This is a genomic window from Lacticaseibacillus parahuelsenbergensis (assembly GCF_030770265.1).
GTDB classification, from domain to species: Bacteria; Bacillota; Bacilli; order Lactobacillales; family Lactobacillaceae; genus Lacticaseibacillus; species Lacticaseibacillus casei.
In genome coordinates, this window is the sequence record NZ_CP132482.1 from 2,589,106 (window position 1) to 2,614,640 (window position 25,535).

Genomic DNA, 25,535 nt, shown 5'->3' on the forward strand with positions numbered 1-25,535 from the left:
TCCTCGCTTAAGGTCGTTCATTTCAAGTAGGCTGAAGCTGACCTGCATCTTTTGCTTCAAATATAAAACGCGATTTCTGGTAGGCAAGCCCATGACTCATCCGCCATGCACTCAATAAACAAGTTTAATGAATCCCAGAGGAAAAAACAAGGAGTAAAAAGATGAGAGCGTGAACTGGCGCGTTTAGAAGTCGGAGTGTAAGTGGCCTCAGGCGTGATGGCCCGGTCTTGGCCATTGCGACTGAGGTCCTTACACGCAGACTTCTGCGCCAGTGAACGCGTTTGGAGAGAGCGTGAACCGGCGCGCTTAGGAGCCGGAGTGTAAGTGGCCTTGGGCGTGATGGCTGGTCTTTGGCCATTGCGACCAAGGTCCTTACACGCAGGCTCCTGCGCCGGTGAACGCGTTTGAGAGAAGCTGCAGAGAACTCTAACGACCTCAGTCTTTTGGTATTTAGGCTTGAGGCCCTTACACGCAAACTTCTGCGCCATGCTTTGACCAAGCCATCGCAACAAAAAAGCCGCCCCAAAGCATCCCGCTTCAAGGCAGCAATGATCAACGATTAATTTTTAAAATCGCCAGCCGATTGGATAAAGGCCTTAAACAAGCCTTCAGGTTTATTCGGACGTGACTGGAATTCCGGGTGATACTGGGAAGCAACAAAGAATTTGTTCTTCGGATATTCAATGATTTCCATCAAGCGGTTGTCCGGGCTAACACCGGAAAATACTAAGCCTTTGTCTTCCATCGGCTTGCGATACTTGGTGTTGAACTCATAACGATGACGATGACGCTTCTGGATTTCATGAACGTTGTCGTACGCCTTAGCTGCAACGGAACCTGGCTTAAGCACGCATGGATAAAGGCCAAGCCGCAGCGTCCCGCCGAGATTCTTCACGCCAACCTGGTCGCGCATCAAGTCAATGACCGGATCCTTGACATCAGGATGGGTTTCGGTCGTGCCGGCACCTTTAAGTCCCAAAACATTCCGGGCAAATTCGATTGATGCCATCTGCATGCCGAGGCAAATGCCCAAGAATGGAATATCATTTTCGCGTGCGTAACGAATGGCTGCAATTTTGCCTTCTAAGCCGCGATCACCGAAGCCGCCAGGAACCAAGATGCCATCAAAGCCTTGCAACAGGCTTTCGACGTTATCATCATTGACATCTTCTGCTTGAAACATTTCCAAATCAATATCGGAATCCCAGTAATAGCCGGCATGTTTAAGCGCTTCGGCAACGGAAATATAGGCATCCTTTAAGGCGACATATTTACCGACCAACGCAATTTTGGTGTGGTGGGTCAAATGCTGAACCTTATGCTCAAGCTTCATCCACTCGGTCATATCGGCAGCCGGCACATCAAAGCCAAAATGGTCAACGACGATCTGATCCATTTTTTGCGCCTGCAATGCTAATGGCACGGAGTAAAGCGTCTTGGCGTCACGGGATTCAATCACGGCGTTTTCCGGCACATCGGTAAACAACGCGATTTTCTTCTTCATGTCTTCGGTGATCGGCTTTTCGGTCCGAACAACAAGCATGTTCGGCTGGATACCGATACTGCGGAGTTCTTTGACACTGTGTTGGGTCGGCTTGGTTTTCATTTCATCGGCTGCCCGCAAGTAAGGCACCAGACTGGCATGGATGTAGAAAACATTATCCGAGCCGACATCGCGCTTCATCTGCCGAATTGCTTCGAGGAATGGTAAAGATTCGATATCGCCAACCGTTCCGCCGATTTCCGTGATGATCACATCGGAATCGCTGTGTTTAGCGGCACGCATGATCTTTTCCTTAATCATGTTGGTGATGTGGGGGATTACCTGAACGGTCGCACCAAGGTATTCGCCGCGGCGTTCACGTTGCAAAACTTCAGAATAAATTTTCCCGGTTGTGACATTGCTATACTTGTTCAGGTTAATATCGATGAACCGTTCATAATGGCCAAGGTCGAGGTCAGTCTCGGCGCCATCATCGGTGACGAACACTTCACCATGCTGATAAGGATTCATGGTGCCTGGGTCAACATTGATGTACGGATCGAATTTTTGAATGGTGATCTTCAAACCACGATTCTTCAACAAACGACCTAGGGATGCGGCAACGATCCCTTTACCTAATGACGATACGACCCCACCGGTAACAAAAATATACTTGGTCATACTCAGTCTCCTTTTTTAATAATCGGGAAAAAACAAAAACAAGCTCCCTATTCATACGAACAGGGAGCTTGAACCGTATTGGCTTTACACTTTTGTAAAGCGCCCAAAACGTATATTAACCAATTGTAAGAGGTTCGTCAAGCATTAAAGTGAATTGAGTAAAATCAAGATTGATGCGATCGATCTATAACGCGCTCACCGAACCAAAAAAGCCGCGCCTTTTTAAAGGGCACGGCCTAAACGACTAGTGCTTATCGCTGTCACTGTCGTCATCATCACTATCATCGTCATCGCTGTCATCATCACCGGAGAAGTCAGCCGTGATGTCGTCGTTATCGTCATCATCGTCGCTGTCATTGTCTCCGAACTCGGCTAGCTGGCCTTCAATGCCATCTGGCAACCCATCGTCAGGGTCGTCGTCGCTGTCATCGTCAGTTGCGGCAGCTTTGCCGATCTTATCATGAAAACCGGTATGATCATCGTCGTCAAAATCATCGTCATCGTTATCGGCGTCGAGATCTTCATCTTCGGGATCATCGTCGTTGTAATCAATGACATCATCGTCATCGGCTACGTCAGCCAAGAAGGCATTAACCTTCTTGCGCTTCTTGCGACGTGGTACTTCTTCTTCATCTTCCGGATGGTTAACTTCTTCATCGACGGAATCGTATGGATACCAAGCGCGCAGGCCCCAAACGTTATCGCCTAAAGAAATGAAACTGCCATCCACGTTCAGATCCGTGTAAAATTGCGGCAAACGTTCACGAATTTCTTCGTCACTTTTACCGAGATAAGTCTGGATCTCGTTGGCCAGATCAACGAACGCCATGGTATCCCCTTTTTCTTCGAGGATCTCATGGGCTACTTCGATCATTGATAATTCTGATTTATCGGCATTGGCAAATGCTTTGAGTTTCAACCGATACACGCCCTTTCCAAGTCTTTACAGTCTGTTTCTTATAGTACACGCTCATGCCTTGAATTGCAATCTTAACCGATAATTTCCCAGATGTTGGTGATTTGCGAACAACTCATACTCAACGTAAATCTCCCCTGCTACCGGATCGGTTGTCATGCGGGCATCAATACGCGGGGTGACTGTTTCCACCGGAATAATCCCATATGGTGTTCGATAGCGCGTCAAAACCCGCTTTTCGTTGGCAAAGAAAAGCTTCAATTGCGTATCGCCATTGCTGCTGCCGCGCGAAAGCTGAATGTCGCCGTCATCGCGCAGCTTCATCGTCACCGGCATACTGGTTCCAGCGTCTTCATCGACTTCTTGATACCGAATGTAAAGCGCGTTACCCATTTGAACCAACGTCCCGGGTTCATCAAAAACATGTGTCTCAGTATCATCACCTTGCGTGACAAACGTCTCAAGGTGAATTTGAATCGGCACTCCTTGTGAAAGATCCATAATGTCAATCCTTTCTATAACGTATTGTACGCTCACGGGTCAACTCGGTCGAGTTTAAGCAGGGAAAATGTCTTTGTGACTGACGTGCCCTGTCACCTTCGTTATAATATAGGTAATCTACTATTAAGAAAGAGGGCGCACGATGGACCTGACGTCGCTGGCTGGACAACAAGCCGCCATTTTCCAACAGGATTTCACCAAAGAAGAAGCTCCGCTCAGCTTTGCCCATACCAATGCCCTGTTAGCACATCCTGAGTTGCACCCACCGCTAATGCTGCATTTTTGGACAGCCGAGCAAACCGTGATCCTTGGAATGCAGGATTTAAAATTACCGCAATTCGGGCACGGCTTGCCAGTCCTCGCCAGTGATCATTACGGCGTCTTTGTTCGTAATTCCGGCGGTTTGGCAGTGATTGCCGATAGCGGCGTCTTGAATGTCTCACTTTTTTTACCTAATGAAGACAATCTGTCCATCGACACTGCCTACGATATGATGACCGCTCTTTTTCGAACAGCGTTCCCGAGCCTGCCCATTGCCACCAGCGAAATTATTCATTCGTATTGTCCTGGCAAATACGACCTCAGTGTTCACGGGCGAAAGTTTGCCGGGATGGCCCAGCGACGCAATCATGCTGGTGTCGTCGTCATGCTGTATTGCAGCATCTTCGGCGATCAAAATGCCCGGTGCGACTTATTACGCCGCTTCTATCGGGCAGGACATGCCAGCGCCAGTCCGCACTTCAAGTTTCCAATTATTCGTTCTGAAACCATGACCACGCTCAGCGATTTGCTGGGTCGTCCGCTGACCCGCAACGAAGCCATTTTAGCACTGTTAAATGCTCTGGCTGCTAATGGCATTGCCGCAGATATGAACTCGATGCCGGCAATTTTACGCGATCCTGCCTACCACAAGGCACTCGCTGCGGCCACTGCGGATCTGCGCAATCGCAATCGTCATTTATCATAACGCGCTCCCCGGCGCAGAAGTCTGCGTGTAAGGGCCTTGGTCGCAATGGCCTAAACCCAGGCCATCACGCTCAAGGTCACTTACCCTCCGACTTCTAACCGCGCCGGCTCACGCTCACTTAAGAAAAATGGGGGAACACCATGCAATTTGAAAAATTACCGCGTGAAAAAGTCTTTCGCGATCCGGTTCATAATTATATTCACGTGCAACATCGCGTGATTCTTGATCTAATCAATACGCCGGAGTTTCAGCGCTTGCGGCGGATTAAACAGCTAGGCGTATCGGACTATGTGTTCCAAGGAGCCGAACATACCCGGTTTGCACATTCGTTAGGTGTTTATGAGATTGCCCGGGAAATGTGCGACAATTTTGTCACGAATTACCCTAGCAAAACGCCGGGAGACGGCCTTTGGGATGATCGGGAGCGCCCCGTTGTTCTGTGTGCCGCACTGCTGCACGATATTGGCCATGGCGCCTATTCCCACACTTTTGAGCATATCTTCAATACTGATCACGAAGCCATTACCCGCGCCATTCTTACGGATCCGCATACCAACGTCAACCGTATTTTGCGCAGTGTTAGTTCCGATTTTCCAGAGCGCGTGGCTTCGGTCATCAACCATACTTATCCGAATCCACAAGTCGTCCAGATGATTTCCAGTCAAATCGATGCCGACCGGATGGATTATCTGTTGCATGATGCTTACTATACCGGAACTAAATATGGTTTGTTCGATTTGTCTCGCATTTTGCGGGTCATGCGGCCTTATTCGGACGGAATTGCTTACGAAGCCAATGGGATGCATGCGGTTGAAGACTATGTTGTCAGTCGCTTTCAAATGTATCAGCAAGTCTATTTCCACCCGGTATCGCGCGGGATGGAAGTTATCTTGTCCCACTTGCTGAAACGCGCCAAGTTTCTTTATGAGTCTGGCCAGTTCGAACCGGGTTTTTCGCCACGATTATTAGTGCCATTCTTTGAACAGTCATTTACCTTAAGCGATTATCTCAAGTTGGATGACGGCGTGCTCAATACCTACTTTACTTACTGGCTCGATTATCCAGACAGCATTCTGAGTGACTTTGCCGATCGCTTTCTGAACCGGCGGCCGCTTAAGTCAGTCACCTTCACCGATCAAACGGCTGAACTGCTGCCGAAACTGCGCCACCTAGTGACAGAAGCCGGCTTTGATGCCCAATACTACACGGCGGAAAATGACAGCTTCGATTTACCATACGATCAATACGATCCTGCCTCTGCCAATCCGAAAACCCAAATCGAAATCATGCAAAAAGACGGCACCCTCGAGGAGTTGTCGACTTTATCCCCGTTGGTGGCGGCGCTTAGTGGTCGGGCTACCGGTGATAAACGATTCTATTTTCCAAAAGAAATGCTTGCCACTGAGGACAGCAATCTCTTTTCATCGATTTATGAAAAATTTCAGCATTACCTACTAAATGGCGGCGTTATTGACCCCCACTTACATGATTAGCCTTTTCGTCTTCAGCGCTTGGGCTGTTGTGCCAGCCATTTGGCAACGGCCCAGCGATGCGTGGGGCGCTTGAGTTCCGCCAGTGCCAGATCGATGGGCATCAGCATCAACGTATTGAACGTTTCCAAGGGATCTTGGACAAATGCCAGCTCATCACAGGCAAAAAAGGTTGCCGGATGATAATACGCAGTTTGCCGATGGTGGGAATAAAAATATTCCGACGACTTGCCCAGTTCTTTAGTCACGTGAACCGTTGCACCAAATTCTTCAAGCAACTCGCGCGCCAAAGTTGCTTCAGGCGTTTCGCCTTTTTCAACTCCGCCACCCGGTAAAAACAACGCATGGTTCGGGGCTTGTAAAATCAGCAATCGTGCACCGCTGTGGTCCGGAATCACGCCATACGCGCCAATTCGGGTGTGATAATCTAACTTAGGATCTTTTCGACCAAACACTGGATCAATCATATGGCATCCCTCCGCTTTTGATCACATTATACCCTAATCAATTTCTAACCTCTACACAAGGAGTCCTTTCGATGACTGTTCAGGAAACATTATTTGTTTTTTCAATCCCCATCGTGCTGGGAATTGTCTTCGCCATCAGCTTCACGGTTGAGCCGCGCCGCCTGATTAATGGTTGGCTGTTCAATCTGTTTGCGGTTGCCTTTTTATTCGCGCTCGCCTTAGCTATTTTAGGGTCAAGTAATCTTCTGTTGATTTCGGTTACGGGTACCCTCTTCATCATCACAGTGTTGATCGTCATTCTCATATTCACCTTACACTTGTTCTGGCTGTTGTGGAACGCCATCTTGGTTTGGCGGCGTGAAGGCCATTCATTGAGCAACATGCTGACGCTTTACATCGCCATCGGATTACTTTTGCTGGAAATCGCCGCTTCATTCGGGCGCCGTTTTATTCCAGAGCCGATCTACATCACTTTAGCTGTTTTCTTCAGCTTCGGCGGTCTGTATGTCTTATTGACACTTTATAACTTCCTGACAGTACTAGTCTTATACAATCTGCGTCCCCAGCCGCACAATCGCACATTTCTCATTGTGTTGGGCGCTGGCCTGCTGCATGGTGACCAGGTTTCGCCATTGCTCGCCAGCCGCATCGACACAGCCATCAAGTTTTATCATAAGCAGATTAAAAAAGGCCGCCCGGCGCCGCGGATTATTTTTTCCGGCGGCAAGGGTGGCGATGAGACAATCTCCGAAGCACTGGCCATGCAGCGCTATGCTTTGGGAAAAGGCATTCCTGAAAAAGATACCTTGCTAGAGGACAAGTCCACAACAACGCTGGAAAATATGACTTTTTCCAAACGCTTGATTACGCAGGAAATCGGCGAAGCACCGTATAAAGCTAGCTTCTTTACCAACAATTATCACCTTTTCCGCGCAGGTATCTATGCGCGCATGGCGGGCATTGATGCCAATGGCGTTGGCGGTAACACTTCCTTTTATTTCCTGCCTAATGCGGTTATCCGCGAATACCTCGCCTTGGTTGTACTCTACAAACGGCGGCATGCCATTGCGTTTGGCATTATTGTGCTCATGGCACTTGCCCAGCTGCTGCGGGGATGGTAACCGCCGCGAGCCATTTACGTGCACGAAGTCTGGTTGTTTCGATATACTGAATTCAACGATAACGCGTTTAAACCATGAGGGGTGTGAGCCATGTTAAAAGAATTCCAGAAATTCATCATGCGCGGCAACGTCTTGGATCTTGCTGTCGGGGTTATCATCGGGAGTGCTTTTACCGGCCTAGTCAAGTCCTTGACAAAGAATCTGATCAACCCGATTCTGTCCATGTTTGCCGGCAAAACCGATCTGAGCGGTTTGTCGTTCACGCTGTTAGGCGCCAAGTTTACATATGGCGATTTTCTGAACGATGTGATCAACTTTTTGATCATTGCCTTTGTCGTCTTCTTAATCGTGCGCAGCGTCAATCGCTTCCTCCCTGCTAAGCCGGCAAAACCCGCCGGCCCGACACAAACCGAATTGCTTGAAGAAATTCGCGATCTCTTGAAGGACCAGGATACTAAGGCTAAAAATTAACGACTGATCATATGAACATTCGTTAGCGGAACAAAAACCGGATCAGGTGAGTTGCAAAGCTCACTTGATCCGGTTTTTTGGTCTTCACTATTATTCTGCAAAAAGTGTCTCAATTGAGTCGCTGCCAAACGTACTTAAACCATTTGATGAGCAGCACTCCGATCCAAATCACCGGGGCAGTCAAAACCAGAAATAACTGAAAAGCAAATCTAACGATGACTGCACCGACACGATCCATCCCGCCGCTTTCTAGTATTGATGCCATGACAGGCGTGGTACTGTAAATGAAATTCTGATAGACATTCATGTCCTTTTTCATTTCTGCGACGTAATCTTTGGTCGATCGGCCAGTCGCCGCCAATCGTTGCGCATTACGTTCGATTTTATCGAGAAAATTCGGTGCCGCGCCTAACCAGCTTACTAATAAATAAACGTCGCCGAGTGTCAATCCGAAATTAAGTCCACTCGTCTTTTTCAAGTGGAAAAATAGCGTTAATAAGGCATATGCCGCAAATAATCTGATCCGTTTTTGCATAGGCAACAATCCTATCTCTGACACCAAGGCTGCACAGGTCCATATTTTTGCTATTAGCATACGCCAAAAGACATCATCATGCTGCTCATTCCAAGTGGATCGCTAAAACACCATGTTCGGCTTCCTGCTGTTTCGAATAAATCTGGTAAGCATCGCTAACCATCTTAACCACTGAATCTGTTGGGGCACTGCCTACGACGGTTCCTTGATAATGATCGTATAACTGCGCGAAACTGGCGAATTTTTCAAGTTTAGCAACCCGCTTGTTCATTTGCTGCTGCGTGGTCAGATCTTCAAATACAATTGGGTCGCCCACCCGCAATTGTTGGCGCTTTTGGTCATTTAATCTGATTTCAATGGTTTTGCTGCCTTCTCGTACCAGCTCAAATTGATCGTGCATGAGCCCCATTTTCAAATTGTCACCATCTTTCGTGAAAATCGGTGCGAATCTAAGCTTGTAGCCAAGTTCATCAGGCTGTATATCTCTCTTAGATAAGAGCATTCAAGTTAGTTATTTCCCAAATTATAATTCAAGAAACAAAAAGCCGCACTTCAAATGTGAAGGTGCGGTTTTTGTGTAGTCTCTCAAATTATTTCGTAAACCGATTCTCAAACAACGGCGTAACGGAACGGTTCTCCTGAATCCGCATGATGGCGCGACCCATCAATGGGCCAACCGAAACAACGTCGAGTTTGTCCATGTGCTTGTCAGCTGGCAAATTGATTGAGTCAGTGACAACGACCTTTTCAATGGCCGAGTGGGTCAAGCGTTCAACCGCCGGGCCAGAGAAAATGGCGTGGGTTGCGGCAACCAGCACTTCAGTTGCGCCGGCATCCTTTAAGGCTTGAGCCGCCAGCGTGATGGTGCCGGCAGTGTCGATCATGTCGTCGATGATGATACATTGCTTGCCGGTCACATTACCGACAATGTTCATGACCTCGGCAACGTTTGGCCGCGGACGCCGCTTGTCGATAATGGCAATTGGTGCTTTAAGAAATTCCGCTAACTTACGGGCGCGGGTAACACCGCCATGATCGGGCGAAACCACAACCGTATCGGCACCGTCATAATGATTACGCAAGAAGTAGTCAGCCAACAAAGGCGCGCCCACAAGGTGATCCACCGGAATATCGAAGAAGCCTTGAATTTGAGCAGCGTGCAAGTCAAGTGCCAGCACACGGGTCGCACCCGCGCGTTCAAGCATGTTGGCTACCAGTTTCGCCGTAATCGGTTCGCGTGAACGCGCTTTGCGATCCTGCCGCGCGTAACCGTAATAAGGCATTACAACATTGATGGTGTGGGCAGATGCCCGCCGCAACGCATCAATCATAATCAGCAATTCCATCAAGTTGTCATTCACTGGGCTGGATGTCGACTGGATCAGATACACATCATCCCCACGAATACTTTCTTCGATGTTGATCTGAATCTCACCATCGCTAAAACGTTTCACTGAGGACTTCCCCAGCTTGACACCAACCTCAGCAGCAATTTTTTCTGCTAACGGCTTGTTCGAATTCAAGGCAAAAATCTTTAATCTCGGGTCACCGTATTGCTCAGACATATGTTCCTCCACGAAATATTATAGGCTGCGAAAAATTGTTCCACAAAAAGCTTAGCGGATTGACGGAAAAAAGCAAGCACATGAGACGAATTATAACCTAATTCCAATCTGGATCATTCGCGACCGGCAACCGTTTCCAGTAATCCTCTTTGGTTGTTTGCCGGGCACGAGCGATAGCCATTGCGTGAAACGGTACGTCTTTGGTAATAGTGGATCCGGCCGCGATAAAGCTGTGGTCTGCCACTTCAACCGGCGCAACGATATTCGAATTGGAGCCGATAAATGCATGATCGCCGATGGTACTTTCCCACTTTTTGACCCCGTCATAGTTGACGAATACCACGCCGCACCCTACGTTAATGTCAGTACCGAGTGTTGCGTTGCCGACATATGTGAGATGGCCAACCTTAGTGCGTGCACCGATTTTGGCCTTCTTAATTTCCACAAAGTTGCCCAAATGGACATATTCGCCAATGTCAGCATCCGGCCGCAAATGAGAGTTCGGACCGATGTCGCTGTGGGCATGCATGATGGCGTGTTCGATCGTTGAACTCGTGACCGTTACATCATTTTCCAGAGTGGCATCGACGAGTTCGGAATGCGTGCCAATGTGGCAATCTTCGCCGATCACGGTCTTACCTTTCAAATAAACGCCCGGTTCGATCACGGTGTCGGCGCCAATTTGAACATCTGAATCAATGTAGGTGGTTGCCGGATCGATTAAGGTAACGCCGTTGCGCATATGCTGTTCGTTGATCCGTTGTTGCATGATCCGAGTCGCCTTGGCCAGCGCGACCCGATCATTGACGCCTAGCGATTCGGTATAATCCGGCATTTGATATGCGGCTACCTTTTCACCGGCTTCACGCAAAATACCGAGAACATCCGGCAAATAATATTCGCCTTGCGCATTGTTGTTCTTAACCGAATGCAGTGCCTTAAACAGCGACTGATTATCGAAAACGTAAACACCTGTGTTGATTTCAGAAATGAGTGCCTCTTCTGGGGTGGCATCTTTTTGCTCGACGTTCTTGATGACATTGCCATCAGCGTCGCGAATAATCCGGCCATATCCAGTCGGGTCAGGTGCATTGGCCGTCAAAATAGTGGCTTTTGCGCCCTTAGCTTCATGATAGGCAAACAAGTCATTTAACGTTTTCGCGGTAAACAGTGGCGTGTCACCGCTGATGATCAACGTGGCACCGTCTTTTTGGCCTAATAACGGCTCAGCCTGCAAAACCGCATGGCCAGTACCAAGTTGCTCTTCTTGTAAAACGAATTTAGTCCGGTCACCAAGCGTTTTTTCAACTGCTTCGGCACCGTGGCCCACAATCGTCACAATGGCGTCCGGATGAATTGCTTCAACCTGACTCACCACATGCTCAACCATGCTCTTACCACAAACCGGCTGTAAAACTTTATAATACTTCGACTTCATCCGCGTCCCCTTACCGGCCGCAAGAATGATGGTGAATTTCTTTGACATGCTAAAGCTCCATTCCTAATTGTCTTATTTCATAATAGACCAGCGCGAATGCGGTGACAACAAGTGAGCGTGAACTGGGCCGGTTAGAAACCGAAACATAAGCGGCCTTGGGCGTGATGGCCCGGGCTTAGGCCATTGCGACCAAGGTCCTTATGTGCAGGTTTCTGGCCCAGTGAGCGCGTTATGTAGAGCGCGAGCAGGAGCGCTTAGAAATCGGAGCATAAGTGGCCTCAAGCCTAAATGGCTGGTCTTTGGCCATTTAGGCTTGAGGTCCTTATGTGGAGATTTCTGCGACTGTGAGCGCGTTTTTGTATCGGAAAACTCAGGCCCGGGCTTAGGCCATCGCGCCCAAGGTCCTTATACGCAGACTTCTGCGCCGGTGAGCGCGTTTGAGAAAGCCGCAGAGAACCCAATAGCCTCTAACATACTACGTCAAGCTTAAGCTATTGCGACTAAGACCCTTATGTGCAAGCTCCCTAGTCCAGTAAACACTTTTTGAGACCAACCCCCATCCGCACTCTCAAACTCCAAACAAAAACAGACCCGCCTCACAACGGATCTGCCTAAAAAACTACCCTTACTGCTCATTCTCAGCCGCATGTTGCTTAACATCATCCGACACTTTCAACGTACTAATCTGAGTCGTGTCCGCCCACGCATCATAGAAGAACCGATAATGCCGGGTGATCGTTTCCCAAATAAAGTTGAGAATAAACAACATCGCCAAAATGCCGAAAAATCCCAGCGCAGCAAGATTGATCTCGGTTCGATGTCCCTCTCCAAAATACTCGATGAGAAAGTTGCTGAACCCAATCAGACTTGAATAGGCCACACCATATAACAAGCCTTCTCGCAATAAGAGCCGCCAAAAACCAACCGGCCGGCCATCGGTACGAACGATTTTAATCCGAACCAGCCCCTTGCCTAAGGTTTGCCCATCATTAAAGGCGGGCCAGATAACGAAAACAAAGAGCAGCGGTAAAACCATTTCGCTCAAAAAGTCCGGCAACTGCGCTAACCCTAGCAAATGAAACAGGAACCTGATCATCAAGCCGACGATGGTGCTTAATATTATAAAATCAATAAAAAAAGCAACCAGGCGGCGCATCAACGTCACTCGAACGCCACGCGCCTGACTTTTGGCATCCATCGTATCCCGAGATGGCAACGCCCGCATGAAAATCGGGGCCAAAACGCCGCCGATCAAGCCGCCGGTGGTGTTAAGAATCAAATCGTCCACATCAAACAGTCGATACGGCCGCACATAGATGCCATATAGCCCTGACAATTGGGTCAGTTCAAAGAAAAGACTCAAGCCAAAACTCATCATGATGATCTGCGGTACACTGCGCTTGAAATAATAGCGCAGATAAAAGCCGAACGGGATCGTCAAGACGACGTTAAAGAAGGGCTGGATAAACGCGGATTGTTTCAACGCCGCTAACCACGTGTGCGGGTTGGTCGGGGAAAAGACCGTCGTGTGAATAAAGTAGCGCAAAGCCATGAACGGGGTCAGATTATATTTTGGCCCGGTAAACTGCGCCACCGCCTCGCGTGATGAAAGCGGTAATATAATCAAAAAATAAGCCGATAATAGGTAAAATATGAACGAATAGATCACAATCGCCCGCCACCAGCTAAACGCACCGTAGCGCCGATAAACAATCACCAGAAACGGTAGTGCAAGCACCAATGCTAAAAACGGAAACGTAATCAGTGCCGTTTTAACCGGCCCGAGGTAAGCACTCATTGATGGCTCACCTCAAGCAGCTGCTGATTCTGACTAAGAAAGTTCCCGGCAGTGGCATGGAGCGTGTTCGCCTTGGTGTCGACTTTATCAACCCGAATCAGTGATGTATATTCATTCACCATCCGATCGCCATCGAACTTGCCTTCCGCAAAGACGGTGATGCCAACCATTTCAGCATTGAATTCGTCAATCAACGCCTTCATGCCATTGACCGTACCGCCGCCTTTCATGAAGTCGTCGACAATCAGTACCCGCGAATTTGCCGGAAGACTGCGCTTACTCAACTCCATTTTCTCGATCCGCGCCGACGATCCGGAGACGTAGTTGACGGAGACTGTCGAGCCTTCAGTAATCTTGGAATCACGCCGCACAATGACAAACGGCACATTCAGATACTGGCTAACACTTTGGGCAATGGGAATACCCTTGGTCGCGACGGTCATCACCGCATCAACCTTGGCATCGCGATACTGGGTGGCAATCAACCGGCCAATTTGCCGCAACACACTTGGCGTTCCAAGCAAATCCGAAAGATACACATAGCCACCTGGCAAAAGGCGATCGGTTTCCGACAACCGTTTAGCCATGGCGGAAATAAAGTTTTCTGCCTCATCTTCACCCATGATCGGGATGTACCGCACACCGCCTGCCGCTCCCGGAACCGTTTCAAGAATCCCGGTTTTACGTTGCGCGAAGGTTCGTCTTACGATTGCCAAATCTTCACTAATCGAGGATTTGGCACTTTCATACCGCTTAGAAAAAAACGTCAACGGTATCAGCGTATGCGGCCGTTCTAACAAGTACCTCGTCATATCAATCAAGCGATCACTGCGTCTTACTTTCATTAATCCCGCTCCTAACTCCGAATATTTAGCTCTGTGTTAACATTACGTGATAATCTTACCCAGTATAAATGCTTTTACCGAAAATTTCGACCCTTTGACTCGATTTTCTCACCGAATGTTCGCATTTGTTCATTTTGACCCCTGCCGCCTCGCGAGTCGTATCAGTGGCCTCCCACCTTATTCTATATTAGAATGGTTATAAAGAAGGGTAGGGAAAAGTATGAATGCTTTTGAATTACACCACATGACTTTCGCGCCGACAAAAACGGCTATCCTGAATGATATCAATCTGGACATTCCTTGGGGGATTGATCTTACCATTGCCGGGCATTCCGGGTCGGGTAAAAGTACCTTGCTGCGCTTGCTTGCTACGTTATTGACGCCGACAAGTGGCACGATTTTGTATAATGGCAAGCCTCAGTCTGATTACGATCCGATTCTGTATCGGCGGGAGGTATCTTATTGCGCCCAGCAACCTGCCTTGTTTGGTGCGACCGTCGCCGATGATCTGCGTTTTCCATTCGCAATTCGCAACACTGAACTGCCGCGTGAACAAGCTGAAGCGGCACTGGAAAGCGTCGACCTGGCGAAGAGCATGCTTGACGCACCGACACAAAATCTGTCCGGCGGTGAACGCCAGCGTGTTGCCTTATTGCGCCACCTGTTCTTTCCACCTAAAGTCCTGCTGCTGGATGAGGTGACAACGGGACTGGACCCGGACACCAAAGCCGTGATTCACGACCTGCTGGACCGCCAAAATAAAAAAGGAATCACCCTCGTTAGCGTGACCCATGACGAAGGCGAACTGCACATGGCAAAGAACCTCATGACACTGGTAGATGGCCAATTTGAGGAGGTGCCAACCGCATGAATAGTCAGTTAATTGTATCACCCTTAGCGCTTTTGTTGGCGTTAATCTTAGTGGTCATTGCGTTAACGATCAACTTAAAAGAAGAGTTGGGGATGACCAAAGACTTAATCGTTGGTGTCGTGCGTGCCGTCATCCAGCTAACCGTTGTCGGTTTTGTCTTGACCTATATCATTAAAGTCAACACAGTTTGGTTAACGCTAGCTATGGTGGCCATCATTATTTTCAATGCTGCATGGAACGCCAAAAAGCGGGCTGGCACCATCCCCGATGCCTTTGTCACCAGCTTGCTCGCCGTCACCACAGCAACCGGACTCACGCTGATCATGCTAGTTTCTGTCCGCGCCATCCGCTTCATTCCCGCACAGATCGTCCCGATCAGCGGCATGATTGCCAGCAATGTCATGGTGGCGACAGGTTTGGCATACCGCAGTCTGAACACCGAATTCACGGATTTGCGCCCGCAAGTCCTTGAACGCCTCGCTTTGGGCGCCACCCTCAAACAGGCTAGTCAAAAACTCATCGTCAATGCCATTAAAACCGGCATGGCGCCAACGATCGACTCGGCGAAAACGGTCGGACTCGTCAGCTTACCCGGCATGATGTCCGGTCTGATCTTTGCCGGCATCGATCCAACAAAAGCCATTATGTACCAGATCATGGTCACCTTCATGTTACTTGGCGCCACAAGCCTCGGCAGCTTCATTGCCGTTTATCGCAGTTATTCACGCTTTTATAATGAGCAAAAGCAGTTACGGTGATCGTTGGCTAGTTCGCATCAAACAAGCGTAAAAAGTTGCTGTAGAAGTAATGTGTTTTACTTCTGCAACAACTTTTTTTGCTTTCCAAATACCGATCGTTCAGTAAGGATTTTCCATCTTGTTATCCGGCAAGTACGGGCCATATTCGACTTGAATGGTCGTATGCGCGATGTCAAAGCTCTCCCGCAACGACAGGCTCAAGGCGTCTAGAAAGGCGTCGTTGCCTTCTGGTGTTGTCCGAACCACATGGACCGTCAGCGCCACATCAGTTGTGCTAAGCGCCCAGATGTGCAGATCGTGGCACGAAGCAACGGTCGGGTACGCATTGACCAAGGTTTTGACGGCAATCGGGTCGATTTCCTTGGGAACGGCCGCCATGGCTAGGTTGACCGCATCCCGCAGTAAGTTCCACGTGCCAACCAAGACCACAATGGCGACCACAATCGACATGACCGGATCAAGCCATTCCCAGCCTGTCAGCATGATCAAGCCCCCGGCTAACACAACACCCAGCGAAACGCCCGCATCGGCCGCCATATGCATGAACGCGCCGCGAATATTCAGATCGTGCTGCGAACCACTGTGGAAAAGGACTGCCGTCGCGCCATTGACCAAAATCCCGACACCGGCAACCAGCATCATCCATCCGCCTTCAACCGGCGCATTTTGCGACAGCCGGGTAATCGCTTCGACAATGATCGCGCCCATTGCGACTAACAAAAAGGCTGCATTCGCCAAAGCGGCCAGAATCGATGAACTTTTGTAACCGTATGTACGCTGTACCGTCGGATGGCGATTCGACAGCCACTCGGCAAACCACGCCAACCCTAAGCCTAAAACATCGCTCATATTGTGAATCGCATCCGCGACCAACGCAACCGAACCGATCCCGATCCCAAAAGCAATCTCCGCAATAATGTAAACCAGATTAAGCAAAATACCCCAAAAGAACGCCTTGTTTGGCTGAACCTGTTCCATATCGTCAATGCCTCATTTCCTCATCCATCATGGTTTAGTGATCCCTAAAAATCAACCCCTAAGCCCACGACCATTTGCGGGCAGACAAAACGGCCGCAACAAATAAACCTCGCGGCAGAAGCCTTTCATGCTGTTGTAAACGCGCATCGCCCGCGAATGTTTCTGGCAAAGGCCAAACACGGTCGGGCCGCTGCCGGACATCTGGGCAATCTCGGCACCATACTTCTCTAACCGATGTTTAAGCGCCGTCATCTCGGGGTACCGACTAGCCGTAATCTTCTCCAGAGTATTCCCCATACCGCTGATCATTTGATTAAAATCATGATTCTGAATCCCAGCCACAACACGCTGGGTATCCGGATGTTCAAGCCCGGCTTGATAGTCAATCGCATTGAGGATGGTTGGCGTTGACACTGATACGCGCGGCTTAGCTAACACCACCCAAAAGTTGGGCAAACTTCCCAACGGCGTCACGACATCCCCGCGTCCCGTAACCAGCGACGTCTCTGAATAAACACAGTACGGGACATCGCTATCGACACTCAACCCGATACGCGCCAATTGCGAACGACTATAGCCTAACTCCCAAAGTGAATTCAGGCCGCGCAACACAGCAGCGGCATCACTTGATCCACCGCCCAGTCCAGCCGCAACCGGAATATGTTTTTCGATATGAATCCGCGCACCTTGGCGGATATTGGCATGACGTTGTAACGCCAGTGCCGCTTTATAAGCCAGATTGCGCGGATCCTCCGGTAAAAAACCGCTGTCCGTGGAAACCTTGATCGTGCTGCTCGGCTGAATCGTCACATAATCAGCCAAGTCGACTGATGTCATCACCATCTGCCACTCATGTTCGCCGTCAGCATGGCGATACAAGGCATCCAAACTGAGATTAATCTTGGCGGGTGCTTTTTCGATTAGTTCCATGCTAACCACCAGTCTTTGGCGATGCATACCTTTATAGCTACCAAAGCCTAGCTACAAGCGCCGTTGCATGCATCTACCGTATAGTTATTTTTAGTATACTGTTTTGCGTTGTGATTTTCATTGCCGGATTTTAAAAAGGGCGTTAGAAGTTAACAGCAAGCAAAAAGCCCTGATGCAAATGCACCAAGGCCTCCTGAAATAAACGATTTAATCGTCGGTTACTATCTGAAATTATGACGCTTTCTCTTCGCCTTCGAAGGTGATCTTGATTGACTTGGTCAAAAGATCTGCGTAACTGTAAGAGACACGCTCGAACGCATTCTCACTTTGGTCAAGATCGACCACAAAAATAGCCGGATAGGTTTCCTTCAAGGTCCCCCGCCGCCGCGTCACTTTCTTGCGTCCAGCTTGTGCAACGACCGTTAAGTTCTCACCGATTTTCCCATCGAGCTTCCGTTTGATGCTTGCTAGTGTGATTGGCATGCGCTTCACCTCTTAAATAGCATTCTAACACGAAAGCAAGAAATTTGCAATTATACCACGCACTCTTATTAATCGCAAGCAATAATAAACGCGTAGCAAATGCGTCACGTCAGGCGTCAGCGCGCACGCCGAGCCCTTCTCCTCGCAACGCCGTATCCAGCCGGGCAAAGTCGGCAATTGCCAACTGTTCGGCGCGCGTTTCCGGCGCAATGTTTGCAGCTGCCAGTGCTTTACGAATCGCTGGCTTGTTGTCCTTGCCAAATAATGCAACAAGGTTGTTCCAAAGCGTTTTCCGTCGGGATGCAAAGGCGCCACGCACCAAGCGATCGAAACTGTCTGGGTTCGTAACGGCTGCTAACGGCTCGGATCGCTGGGTTAACGTCACAATCGCCGAATCGACATTAGGGGCCGGGACAAAGGCATGGCGGCTGACCGTAAAGGCTGTCGTCACATCTGCCACCAACTGCACGGCAATGCTCAAGCTGCCGTAATCTTTTGACCCTGGGGCCGCACTCAGCCGCGCTGCTACTTCTTTTTGCATCATCACAGTCATGCTGTGCAGCGGCAACCGTGCCCGCAGCAAGTGCAACAAAATCGGTGTCGTGATGTAGTACGGCAAATTGGCAACCACCTTCAGGGTATGCTTCCCGTCAAAATGCTCAGCCACCAGCGCGCCTAAATCGGTTTTCAAAACATCTTCATTCACCACTGCGGTATTAGGATAATCGGCCAGCGTTTCGGCCAAAATCGGCAGCAGGCGCTCGTCAATTTCCAACGTCACCACCTGATGGGCGCTTTCGGCAAGAAACTGGGTCAAGGCACCAATGCCTGGTCCGATTTCAATCACATCATCCTGTGACGACAAATCGGCAGCTGCGACAATTTTTTGCAAAATCTGCGGATCGGTCAGAAAGTTCTGGCCTAAGCCTTTGCGCATGCGAAACCCGTGGCGCTTTAAAATGGCATTGGTCACTGCCGGCTGTGCGACTTTTTCATGCATGGTCATCTTGGCCTCCATTCACCTGATCCAGTGCCGCAAAAAAGGCAGCCCGACTGATGCGGAACTCAGTCAAGCGGCGTAATAGCTGTTTGCCGTTTGTATAGCCAATGTGCAACAACTCGCCAAGCTGCTCACGCCGCTGCCGCGAGTCTGTGCCGCCGATCAAATGCGCAGCTAACAGGTCCTGCTGGCTGATGACTTGCGGTGCATCCGGTACTTCGGTAAATAAATGCTGAAGCGCTGCCCGTAATGCTGCCGGGGTCGCATGTTCGATACCTAGCGAACCTTTGTGTGCCGGGACGCCTTCAGCTCGCGGCAGGAAAGCATGGGTCACGCCGGGAACGGCCCGCGAAATCGTTTTGCGAATCTTCTCACCAGGAAAATCCGGATCGGTGAGAACAATCACTCCACGTTTGGCCTGAGCCTGGCGAATGCGCGCCAAAGTGGTGTCATCAATCGCACTCCCGCGGGTTTCAATGGTATCAATATCGCCAAAAGTTTCCTTTAATCTTTTCGTATCATCGCGGCCTTCTACGACCACAATTTGTTTAATGGTTGTCATGCGTCTTCCTTTAATCTGAAAATTCGGTGGGCATTGTCCCAAGTCTGTTGGGCAATCACGTCTGAGGTGGTGCCACGTAATTTTGCCAAAGCTTCAACCACATACCGCGTGTAACCCGGTTGATTCTGCCGGCCGCGGTACGGTGTCGGCGTCAGGTAGGGCGCATCGGTTTCTACCAATAAGCGGTCACTGGGAATGATTTTGGCACTGGCATGCTCTTCCGGCGCGTTCTTGAAGCTAACAATACCGGAATAAGAGATGTACAGGCCCAAATCCAAAAAGCGTCGCGCCCATTCGGCATCACCGGTGAAGCTATGCATAATCGCGCCAAATTGCTCGACATGCGCTGCTTTTAAAATATCGTAAGTATCTTCAAACGCATCCCGGCTATGAATCGACACCGGCATGTGCAGGGAACGAGCCAATTCTAGCTGACGGCGAAAAACGCGGCGTTGGATCTCGCGCGGGGAGGTGTCCCAGTGATAATCCAGCCCGATTTCCCCTAACGCCACCACTTTGGGATCCGCCAACTGCTTTAGCAGCAACGCCTCTTTTGCTGCATCGTAATCCTGACTCGACTCGGGATGCCAGCCGACAATGGCGTATAAGTTGGGATACTCATGGGCTAACGTCAAAGCGCCGGCATTTAACGCTGTATCGGAGCCGACAATTGCCATCTTTTTCACGCCTAGTTGCCGCGCCGCCTCAATGTAATCGGCTTCCTTGCCGCGATAAGGGGTGTCATTTAAGTGGGTATGCGAATCGAAAATATTCATGCAATCACTGCTTTCTTTCTGCTTCTGCCATTAATGGCAGCAACAAACGGACCACCTGACTCGGCTTCTTAGCGGCAAACAAGTGCTGCAACTGCGCCACTGGTGACTGGGTCAACGCGCGGATCAACTGGGCGATGCGCATTGGCTGCTCCTTGGAGACGGGATTCATTAACATAAACGCCCACTCAACTGGCAGTATGCGGCTAACGTCTGCCAAATCCTTAAACGCAACGGGAATCTCAAAGTGAACCACGACCAATCGCCCTTGCTGCACTAAATCGCCTTCCAGATGCGGAATCGCAATATTAGGCAGCCGATCGGCAATCTGATTCAGCTGCATGCCGGATGGAAACGTCTGCTCCCGCGCGATCAGCGCCGCTTTACCTGCTGGCAGCATCACTTTTTGGGCCACGAGCTCGTGACTGATGACATTAAAAAAGTCCTCTTGCGTCGGCGTGTTTAAAAAATAAACCAACGGGGTTGTGCTAAATTCAGCCAAGCTTTTCACCTATCTTTTCATAAACTCGATATGGTTAGAGTATAGCACGCCGCTTGCTGTCCCTCATGATCGGCTTCACTTTTGATTAAAGCTTCTATTATTCACCCATTTTCTTGGAGTTTCATGAAAATCCTCGGCGAAAAATGTCTATTGTTGTCATTTTGTTCTATACTGATTTTGTACTGAACATTTAAGGATTACCTAGGAGGTATTTTTACATGTCTGTTAAACTTACTGCTGGTCAGTTAGCACATTTGAAGCAATTGTCCAATGATGACAATGTGATCTCAGCGTTGGCCATCGACCAACGCGGTTCCCTGAAGAAGATGCTTGCAGCCGCTGCCAACAAGCCGGCTGATGAAACCACCATCGTTGATTTCAAAAAGGCTGTTTCTGAAGAATTAACCAAATACGCCAGTGCCATTCTGCTCGATCCAGAATATGGCTTACCGGCTGCCAAGGTGCGCGATCCTAAGTCCGGTCTGTTACTTTCTTATGAAAAGACCGGCTACGATGCCACCGAACCTGGCCGCTTCCCTGATTTGATCGACAACCAGAGTGCATTGCGCATCAAGAACGAAGGCGGCGACGCGGTTAAGTTCTTGCTGTACATTGATCCGGATGAACCAGACTCAATCAACGATCGCAAGTACGCCTTTGTTGAACGTGTCGGTGCCGAAGCTAAGGCCAACGACCTGCCGTTGTTCCTTGAATTGGTTTCTTACGATGGTAAGACCAACGAAACCGGCACCGCTGCATGGGCTAAGGCTAAGCCAGAAAAGGTTATCAAGATCACCAAGGAATTCAGCAAGCCACAATACAATGTTTCCGTTTTGAAGCTTGAAGTTCCGGTTGACCAGAAGTTTGTTGAAGGCTATACCGACGAAGGTGTGACCCCGGTTTACAGCAAAGAAGAAGCTGCTAAGTACTACAAGGCACAATCCGATGCAACGGATCTGCCATTCATCTTCTTGTCTGCTGGTGTTTCCAACGAATTGTTCCTTGAAGAACTCAAATTCGCCAAGGAAGCAGGTTCAACCTTTAATGGTGTCCTTTGCGGCCGGGCAACCTGGAAGCCAGGCGTTAAGCCATTTGCTGCTGAAGGCGAAGCTGCCGGCAAGAAGTGGCTCCAAACCGAAGGCAAAGCTAACATCGATCGTTTGAACAAGGTCTTGGCTGAAACTGCCACCCCTTGGACGGACAAAGTTGAAGGTTAGTTCTGATAAATAAGTAAGCAAGAAGGCTGGCCGCATTGAGGTCAGCCTTTTTCATTGCAAAAGAACGATCACATTTACGAAAATTTTCACTAACCATTGCAGCCCACTGATACAGTGGTAGACTAATCATGAATGCGGTTTCTTATACTAGGAGGTAGTATGGTTTGATCACAATTGAAAATAATCAATTCAAAGCGGGCATTGCCGAGCGCGGTGCCGAGTTGCAGTCATTAGTCAACAAAAGTGACAATTACGAGTACATCTGGAATGGTGATAAAACATTTTGGAATCGCCATGCACCGATTCTTTTCCCTGCGATTGGTAAATCGAATGAGGATCAGTATCGCTTAGGGGCAAAAACATTCCCGATGAGCCAACATGGCTTTGCCCGGGATTATGATTTTGCCGTCAGCGATCAAAGCGATTCAGCAGTGACCTTTACGCAACATCAAAGCGCCGAGACGTTGAAAAAGTTCCCGTTTAAATATACGTTAGCCGTCACCTACATGTTGACCAAAGACGGGCTCAGTATTCATTACACCGTGACCAATGACGACAAGGATTCAATGCCGTTTGCGCTTGGCTTCCATCCGGCATTCAATGTGGCGTTAAAGGCTGATGGCAGCTTTGATGATTATGATCTTACGGTTGAACCGCTGAATAGTCCCTTGCAGCGGTTCGGCATCGGCCCGGTGCCGTTCCGTAATGGCGAAGTCGAGGACATTCCCGGCGCAGAAGGTAATAAACTGCCATTGACGCACGAGTTGCTAGATGGCGGCCTGGTCATCCTCGCCAACAGCGAAATCATGAAAGCGACCCTATCATCCCCGCACCACGATCACAGCGTCACGCTCGATATCAATGACTTCCCTTACCTCACCATCTGGAGTCCTGAACATAAAAAGGCACCATTCATTGCCGTTGAGCCATTTGACGGTCTGCCTGACCAAGCCGGCGAACCCTCCGACTGGTACACCAAGCTTGGCAACACCACCTTGTCAGCAGGTGCTAACAAGCAGCTGGCGTTGAAGATTGCTTTAAAGTAAGCATCTGTTTTTAGAGCTCGGGTCATCATTCTTGTTGAATGGCTTTGATTCACCGAGCTCCAAACGATACACACGCTTTAGGCAATTAGTTCCATGCCGTGCCAAACTCCGCAATCTCCGGCCAGAGGGTGCTGGAACGCTGTGACGGCGCTTTGAGCCAGAAACCCGCTGTCTCAAAGTCGCCTAACAACATCAGCGACAAAAACCGGTCGCTGTGTTGTTTCCACAGCTGAGCCCCCTCCGGCCTACAATTGCTGCGCTTTGGCACTCATATCTTAAAGCTTCTGACGAATTACCTATAATGAAACAGAGGACGAGCAAAAATTTTGTTCGTCCTTTTCTTATGGATGTGGATCATGACTGAATTTCTTGCAAGCCTTCACACTTTCCGCTATTTCCACCCGGCTGTCGAAATTTAACCAAATGCACCAGAACATCAGCACAGTTGCGGTAAAATAAAAGCATATTGGCGAAAGGGATGATTCCAGATGCACATTGCACTTATTGACGATCAAGCAGCGACCCGCGAGGCAACCGTTAAATTAATTCAACAATTGGCTCAGCCGTCGCAGCCGTTGCAGGTGGCAGCTTATGCAAGTGCGGAACAGTTCCTTTTCGCCGAACAGCCGCCGGATCTTCTTTTGCTGGACATCAAGCTCGGCTCGGGGATGGACGGCATGTCGCTTGCCAAAAGCATCCGCCAACACGATCCTGACACCGCCATCGCTTTTGTCAGTAACTACGACGAGTTCGTTTTCGATGGCTATGATGTCAACGCTATCGACTACATCATCAAACCGCTCACCAAAGAGAAGCTGCAGCATCTGATTGACAAAACTGCGGCTCGGACACAGCCTAAGTTGTTGCCGCTGCAAACGTCCACCGGCCTCACCCGTGTGCCGCTTTACGACATTAGCGCCATCGAAGTGACCGACCATCGGCTGCAAGTCCATACCCAGAAAACGACGTACACCGTGAGCGGCCAGTTAAAGGACTTATTGCCACGGCTGGATGACAACTTCATTCAAATCTACCGGTCCATCGTCATCAACCTCAACTTTTTATCTCAACTCGATCACCACACCGTTGTAATGGCGGACGGGACGACTTATCCCGTTTCCCGACAACAGGCGCCGGTGGTTAAGCAAGCCTTTTTCAAACATTTCCGGGGGCTGACAGATGACAGTGAATGATTGGATCGGCCTCGGCGCGTTTCTGTTGCTAACAGTGGGCTGTTGCTGGCAGTTATGGTGGATCTTTCGCCGCCAGCAAAACTGGCCCGTTCGCTGGTTGAATCTCGCCATCGTCGCGGTTGCACTTGGCAGCTGGTGGCTTTGGCCGCAACCGATCGTGCGCATCTTACTTTTCGTCGGCACGGTTCTGGCAGGCAGCTTGGAATTTGTCTTGATTCGCCAATTTCTCAGCGATCAGGATGCAGTGTTTGCGCGCAGCTTGGATAAAATGATGGCTCAGTACTCGCAGGAAGTGCAGGAGCTGTACGCGAACATGCGCGGCTGGCGGCACGATTATCATGACCACCTGCAGGCTTTAAAAGCTTACCTAGACAACCAAGACACGACCGGCGCGCGCCAATATTTGGATGAACTGGAAGATAAACTGGACGCCGTTGATCCGCTCGTCCACTCCGGCAATGCCATGCTCGACGCCATCGTTAACGCGAAACTCACATTAGCAGAACGCCTGCAGATTCCGGTTAACGAAAAAGTGATCGTGGGGAACACGCCGCTTATCAAAGATGTGGACTTGGTGGTCATTTTAGGCAACTTGCTGGACAACGCCATTGAAGCCATCACTGAACAACCAGCTGATGAAAAGCGTCAGCTGCGCCTTTATATCGGCATTGTGAAGCAACAGTTTTACATTTCCGTCACCAACACCCGCCCGGCTGACCAAGTCATTGACTATCAATATGCCTCTACCAAAAGCGATAAACGCGGTCTCGGCATTCGGCGGGTGAATAAGCTCGTCGCCAAGTACGATGGGATGATCAACCGCCAATATGAGGATGAGGTATTCGTGACTGAAATTGCGATTCCCATTCACGCAGTCAAACCGACCACTCACGCATAATTTGCGTCAGCGCGTCGGTTTTTTGGTAGGTTAAGATCAACGAGGT

At 49.5% G+C, this 25,535-nt stretch carries 27 protein-coding genes; 10 read left to right on the top strand and 17 right to left on the bottom strand.

Features of this window, described 5'->3' with window-relative positions; all coding sequences use genetic code 11:
- Positions 1 to 559: 559 nt before the first annotated feature.
- The 3 genes from pyrG to LACPH_RS12105 all read right to left on the bottom strand — a co-directional run bounded on the left by pyrG (position 560) and on the right by LACPH_RS12105 (position 3,581).
- Positions 560 to 2,164 (bottom strand): CTP synthase, encoded by a 1,605-nt coding sequence (gene pyrG / locus LACPH_RS12095; RefSeq protein ID WP_025012785.1) that lies wholly within the window; start codon positions 2,162 to 2,164, stop codon positions 560 to 562.
- 244 nt (positions 2,165 to 2,408) lie between these two features.
- Positions 2,409 to 3,083 (bottom strand): DNA-directed RNA polymerase subunit delta, encoded by a 675-nt coding sequence (gene rpoE, locus LACPH_RS12100; protein ID WP_087912853.1) that lies wholly within the window; start codon positions 3,081 to 3,083, stop codon positions 2,409 to 2,411.
- 51 nt (positions 3,084 to 3,134) lie between these two features.
- A complete protein-coding gene (locus LACPH_RS12105; RefSeq protein ID WP_010490984.1) occupies positions 3,135 to 3,581 on the bottom strand; it encodes a YwiB family protein in 447 nt (148 codons plus the stop codon).
- 142 nt (positions 3,582 to 3,723) lie between these two features.
- On the opposite strand from LACPH_RS12105, the gene LACPH_RS12110 reads away from it, so the two are divergent.
- Both LACPH_RS12110 and LACPH_RS12115 read left to right on the top strand, forming a co-directional pair.
- A complete protein-coding gene (locus LACPH_RS12110) occupies positions 3,724 to 4,548 on the top strand; it encodes a lipoate--protein ligase family protein (RefSeq protein ID WP_087912854.1) in 825 nt (274 codons plus the stop codon).
- A gap of 140 nt (positions 4,549 to 4,688) precedes the next feature.
- Positions 4,689 to 6,041: an HD domain-containing protein gene (locus LACPH_RS12115; RefSeq protein WP_010490976.1), complete on the top strand. Its 1,353-nt coding sequence runs from the start codon at positions 4,689 to 4,691 to the stop codon at positions 6,039 to 6,041.
- 11 nt (positions 6,042 to 6,052) lie between these two features.
- On the opposite strand, the gene LACPH_RS12120 is transcribed toward LACPH_RS12115, so the two are convergent.
- Complete coding sequence (locus LACPH_RS12120) at positions 6,053 to 6,505, bottom strand: NUDIX hydrolase (RefSeq protein ID WP_010490975.1); 453 nt, start codon at positions 6,503 to 6,505, stop codon at positions 6,053 to 6,055.
- Positions 6,506 to 6,576: 71 nt separating this feature from the next.
- Here LACPH_RS12120 and LACPH_RS12125 point away from each other — a divergent pair, with 71 nt between their 5' ends.
- Both LACPH_RS12125 and mscL read left to right on the top strand, forming a co-directional pair.
- The gene (locus LACPH_RS12125) at positions 6,577 to 7,626 is read left to right on the top strand and encodes a YdcF family protein (protein ID WP_274785071.1); all 1,050 of its coding nucleotides are present in this window, start codon (positions 6,577 to 6,579) and stop codon (positions 7,624 to 7,626) included.
- Between the two features lie 90 nt (positions 7,627 to 7,716).
- Positions 7,717 to 8,097, top strand: coding sequence for a large-conductance mechanosensitive channel protein MscL (gene mscL / locus LACPH_RS12130; RefSeq protein ID WP_274785072.1), 381 nt, complete (start codon positions 7,717 to 7,719; stop codon positions 8,095 to 8,097).
- Positions 8,098 to 8,206: 109 nt separating this feature from the next.
- On the opposite strand, the gene LACPH_RS12135 is transcribed toward mscL, so the two are convergent.
- The 6 genes from LACPH_RS12135 to purR form a co-directional block, all read right to left on the bottom strand.
- The gene (locus LACPH_RS12135; RefSeq protein WP_010490972.1) at positions 8,207 to 8,632 is read right to left on the bottom strand and encodes a hypothetical protein; all 426 of its coding nucleotides are present in this window, start codon (positions 8,630 to 8,632) and stop codon (positions 8,207 to 8,209) included.
- 85 nt (positions 8,633 to 8,717) lie between these two features.
- Entirely contained in the window at positions 8,718 to 9,047 is a 330-nt protein-coding gene (locus LACPH_RS12140; RefSeq protein ID WP_274785073.1) for an ASCH domain-containing protein, read from the bottom strand.
- 175 nt (positions 9,048 to 9,222) lie between these two features.
- The gene (locus tag LACPH_RS12145; RefSeq protein WP_003567718.1) at positions 9,223 to 10,197 is read right to left on the bottom strand and encodes a ribose-phosphate diphosphokinase; all 975 of its coding nucleotides are present in this window, start codon (positions 10,195 to 10,197) and stop codon (positions 9,223 to 9,225) included.
- A gap of 97 nt (positions 10,198 to 10,294) precedes the next feature.
- Entirely contained in the window at positions 10,295 to 11,683 is a 1,389-nt protein-coding gene (glmU, locus tag LACPH_RS12150) for a bifunctional UDP-N-acetylglucosamine diphosphorylase/glucosamine-1-phosphate N-acetyltransferase GlmU (RefSeq protein ID WP_049169003.1), read from the bottom strand.
- Positions 11,684 to 12,260: 577 nt separating this feature from the next.
- The gene (locus LACPH_RS12155; RefSeq protein WP_306387039.1) at positions 12,261 to 13,433 is read right to left on the bottom strand and encodes a VanZ family protein; all 1,173 of its coding nucleotides are present in this window, start codon (positions 13,431 to 13,433) and stop codon (positions 12,261 to 12,263) included.
- On the bottom strand, positions 13,430 to 14,278 hold the full coding sequence (gene purR, locus LACPH_RS12160) for a pur operon repressor (protein WP_274785074.1): 849 nt from the start codon (positions 14,276 to 14,278) through the stop codon (positions 13,430 to 13,432). The genes LACPH_RS12155 and purR overlap by 4 nt, the downstream gene beginning before the upstream one ends.
- Positions 14,279 to 14,498: 220 nt before the next feature.
- On the opposite strand from purR, the gene LACPH_RS12165 reads away from it, so the two are divergent.
- Positions 14,499 to 15,149: an ABC transporter ATP-binding protein gene (locus LACPH_RS12165; RefSeq protein WP_274785075.1), complete on the top strand. Its 651-nt coding sequence runs from the start codon at positions 14,499 to 14,501 to the stop codon at positions 15,147 to 15,149.
- Positions 15,146 to 15,907, top strand: a complete 762-nt coding sequence (locus tag LACPH_RS12170) for an ABC transporter permease (RefSeq protein WP_010490961.1) — start codon at positions 15,146 to 15,148, stop codon at positions 15,905 to 15,907. Before LACPH_RS12165 ends, LACPH_RS12170 begins: the two co-directional genes overlap by 4 nt.
- 99 nt (positions 15,908 to 16,006) lie before the next feature.
- Here the strand turns inward: LACPH_RS12170 and LACPH_RS12175 are convergent, their stop codons facing one another.
- The 7 genes from LACPH_RS12175 to LACPH_RS12205 all read right to left on the bottom strand — a co-directional run bounded on the left by LACPH_RS12175 (position 16,007) and on the right by LACPH_RS12205 (position 21,135).
- Positions 16,007 to 16,885: a cation diffusion facilitator family transporter gene (locus tag LACPH_RS12175; RefSeq protein ID WP_049169303.1), complete on the bottom strand. Its 879-nt coding sequence runs from the start codon at positions 16,883 to 16,885 to the stop codon at positions 16,007 to 16,009.
- Between the two features lie 51 nt (positions 16,886 to 16,936).
- Positions 16,937 to 17,815 (bottom strand): 4-(cytidine 5'-diphospho)-2-C-methyl-D-erythritol kinase, encoded by an 879-nt coding sequence (ispE, locus tag LACPH_RS12180; protein ID WP_274785076.1) that lies wholly within the window; start codon positions 17,813 to 17,815, stop codon positions 16,937 to 16,939.
- Between the two features lie 231 nt (positions 17,816 to 18,046).
- Positions 18,047 to 18,298 (bottom strand): Veg family protein, encoded by a 252-nt coding sequence (locus LACPH_RS12185; RefSeq protein WP_010490958.1) that lies wholly within the window; start codon positions 18,296 to 18,298, stop codon positions 18,047 to 18,049.
- A gap of 109 nt (positions 18,299 to 18,407) precedes the next feature.
- Positions 18,408 to 19,304 (bottom strand): 16S rRNA (adenine(1518)-N(6)/adenine(1519)-N(6))-dimethyltransferase RsmA, encoded by an 897-nt coding sequence (rsmA, locus tag LACPH_RS12190; protein WP_274785077.1) that lies wholly within the window; start codon positions 19,302 to 19,304, stop codon positions 18,408 to 18,410.
- A complete protein-coding gene (gene rnmV / locus LACPH_RS12195) occupies positions 19,291 to 19,860 on the bottom strand; it encodes a ribonuclease M5 (RefSeq protein WP_274785078.1) in 570 nt (189 codons plus the stop codon). The genes rsmA and rnmV overlap by 14 nt, the downstream gene beginning before the upstream one ends.
- Complete coding sequence (locus LACPH_RS12200) at positions 19,857 to 20,636, bottom strand: TatD family hydrolase (protein WP_274785079.1); 780 nt, start codon at positions 20,634 to 20,636, stop codon at positions 19,857 to 19,859. Before LACPH_RS12200 ends, rnmV begins: the two co-directional genes overlap by 4 nt.
- 4 nt (positions 20,637 to 20,640) lie before the next feature.
- Entirely contained in the window at positions 20,641 to 21,135 is a 495-nt protein-coding gene (locus LACPH_RS12205; RefSeq protein WP_274785080.1) for a PTS sugar transporter subunit IIA, read from the bottom strand.
- A gap of 218 nt (positions 21,136 to 21,353) precedes the next feature.
- On the opposite strand from LACPH_RS12205, the gene LACPH_RS12210 reads away from it, so the two are divergent.
- The 4 genes from LACPH_RS12210 to LACPH_RS12225 all read left to right on the top strand — a co-directional run bounded on the left by LACPH_RS12210 (position 21,354) and on the right by LACPH_RS12225 (position 25,489).
- Positions 21,354 to 22,352, top strand: coding sequence for a tagatose 1,6-diphosphate aldolase (locus tag LACPH_RS12210; protein WP_138131385.1), 999 nt, complete (start codon positions 21,354 to 21,356; stop codon positions 22,350 to 22,352).
- A gap of 164 nt (positions 22,353 to 22,516) precedes the next feature.
- The gene (locus tag LACPH_RS12215) at positions 22,517 to 23,398 is read left to right on the top strand and encodes an aldose 1-epimerase family protein (RefSeq protein ID WP_274785081.1); all 882 of its coding nucleotides are present in this window, start codon (positions 22,517 to 22,519) and stop codon (positions 23,396 to 23,398) included.
- A gap of 488 nt (positions 23,399 to 23,886) precedes the next feature.
- Positions 23,887 to 24,591 carry a LytR/AlgR family response regulator transcription factor gene (locus LACPH_RS12220; protein ID WP_274785082.1) on the top strand — a complete coding sequence of 235 codons (705 nt, stop codon included), beginning with the start codon at positions 23,887 to 23,889 and terminating at the stop codon, positions 24,589 to 24,591.
- Positions 24,578 to 25,489, top strand: a complete 912-nt coding sequence (locus LACPH_RS12225) for a sensor histidine kinase (protein ID WP_274785083.1) — start codon at positions 24,578 to 24,580, stop codon at positions 25,487 to 25,489. Before LACPH_RS12220 ends, LACPH_RS12225 begins: the two co-directional genes overlap by 14 nt.
- Positions 25,490 to 25,535 lie beyond the last annotated feature (46 nt).

Bases quoted from the DNA above. Each gene is read 5' to 3' on its own strand.
- mscL (WP_274785072.1), top strand. From the start codon at position 7,717: ATGTTAAAAGAATTCCAGAAATTCATCATGCGCGGCAACGTCTTGGAT.
- LACPH_RS12125 (WP_274785071.1), top strand. From the start codon at position 6,577: ATGACTGTTCAGGAAACATTATTTGTTTTTTCAATCCCCATCGTGCTG.
- ispE (WP_274785076.1), bottom strand. From the start codon at position 17,815: ATGGAACTAATCGAAAAAGCACCCGCCAAGATTAATCTCAGTTTGGAT.
- LACPH_RS12210 (WP_138131385.1), top strand. From the start codon at position 21,354: ATGTCTGTTAAACTTACTGCTGGTCAGTTAGCACATTTGAAGCAATTG.
- glmU (WP_049169003.1), bottom strand. From the start codon at position 11,683: ATGTCAAAGAAATTCACCATCATTCTTGCGGCCGGTAAGGGGACGCGG.
- LACPH_RS12165 (WP_274785075.1), top strand. From the start codon at position 14,499: ATGAATGCTTTTGAATTACACCACATGACTTTCGCGCCGACAAAAACG.
- rnmV (WP_274785078.1), bottom strand. From the start codon at position 19,860: ATGACAACCATTAAACAAATTGTGGTCGTAGAAGGCCGCGATGATACG.
- LACPH_RS12120 (WP_010490975.1), bottom strand. From the start codon at position 6,505: ATGATTGATCCAGTGTTTGGTCGAAAAGATCCTAAGTTAGATTATCAC.
- LACPH_RS12225 (WP_274785083.1), top strand. From the start codon at position 24,578: ATGACAGTGAATGATTGGATCGGCCTCGGCGCGTTTCTGTTGCTAACA.
- LACPH_RS12145 (WP_003567718.1), bottom strand. From the start codon at position 10,197: ATGTCTGAGCAATACGGTGACCCGAGATTAAAGATTTTTGCCTTGAAT.
- LACPH_RS12135 (WP_010490972.1), bottom strand. From the start codon at position 8,632: ATGCAAAAACGGATCAGATTATTTGCGGCATATGCCTTATTAACGCTA.
- LACPH_RS12175 (WP_049169303.1), bottom strand. From the start codon at position 16,885: ATGGAACAGGTTCAGCCAAACAAGGCGTTCTTTTGGGGTATTTTGCTT.
- pyrG (WP_025012785.1), bottom strand. From the start codon at position 2,164: ATGACCAAGTATATTTTTGTTACCGGTGGGGTCGTATCGTCATTAGGT.
- LACPH_RS12170 (WP_010490961.1), top strand. From the start codon at position 15,146: ATGAATAGTCAGTTAATTGTATCACCCTTAGCGCTTTTGTTGGCGTTA.
- LACPH_RS12200 (WP_274785079.1), bottom strand. From the start codon at position 20,636: ATGAATATTTTCGATTCGCATACCCACTTAAATGACACCCCTTATCGC.
- LACPH_RS12110 (WP_087912854.1), top strand. From the start codon at position 3,724: ATGGACCTGACGTCGCTGGCTGGACAACAAGCCGCCATTTTCCAACAG.
- LACPH_RS12105 (WP_010490984.1), bottom strand. From the start codon at position 3,581: ATGGATCTTTCACAAGGAGTGCCGATTCAAATTCACCTTGAGACGTTT.
- LACPH_RS12185 (WP_010490958.1), bottom strand. From the start codon at position 18,298: ATGCCAATCACACTAGCAAGCATCAAACGGAAGCTCGATGGGAAAATC.
- LACPH_RS12220 (WP_274785082.1), top strand. From the start codon at position 23,887: ATGCACATTGCACTTATTGACGATCAAGCAGCGACCCGCGAGGCAACC.
- rsmA (WP_274785077.1), bottom strand. From the start codon at position 19,304: ATGACCATGCATGAAAAAGTCGCACAGCCGGCAGTGACCAATGCCATT.
- LACPH_RS12155 (WP_306387039.1), bottom strand. From the start codon at position 13,433: ATGAGTGCTTACCTCGGGCCGGTTAAAACGGCACTGATTACGTTTCCG.
- LACPH_RS12115 (WP_010490976.1), top strand. From the start codon at position 4,689: ATGCAATTTGAAAAATTACCGCGTGAAAAAGTCTTTCGCGATCCGGTT.
- purR (WP_274785074.1), bottom strand. From the start codon at position 14,278: ATGAAAGTAAGACGCAGTGATCGCTTGATTGATATGACGAGGTACTTG.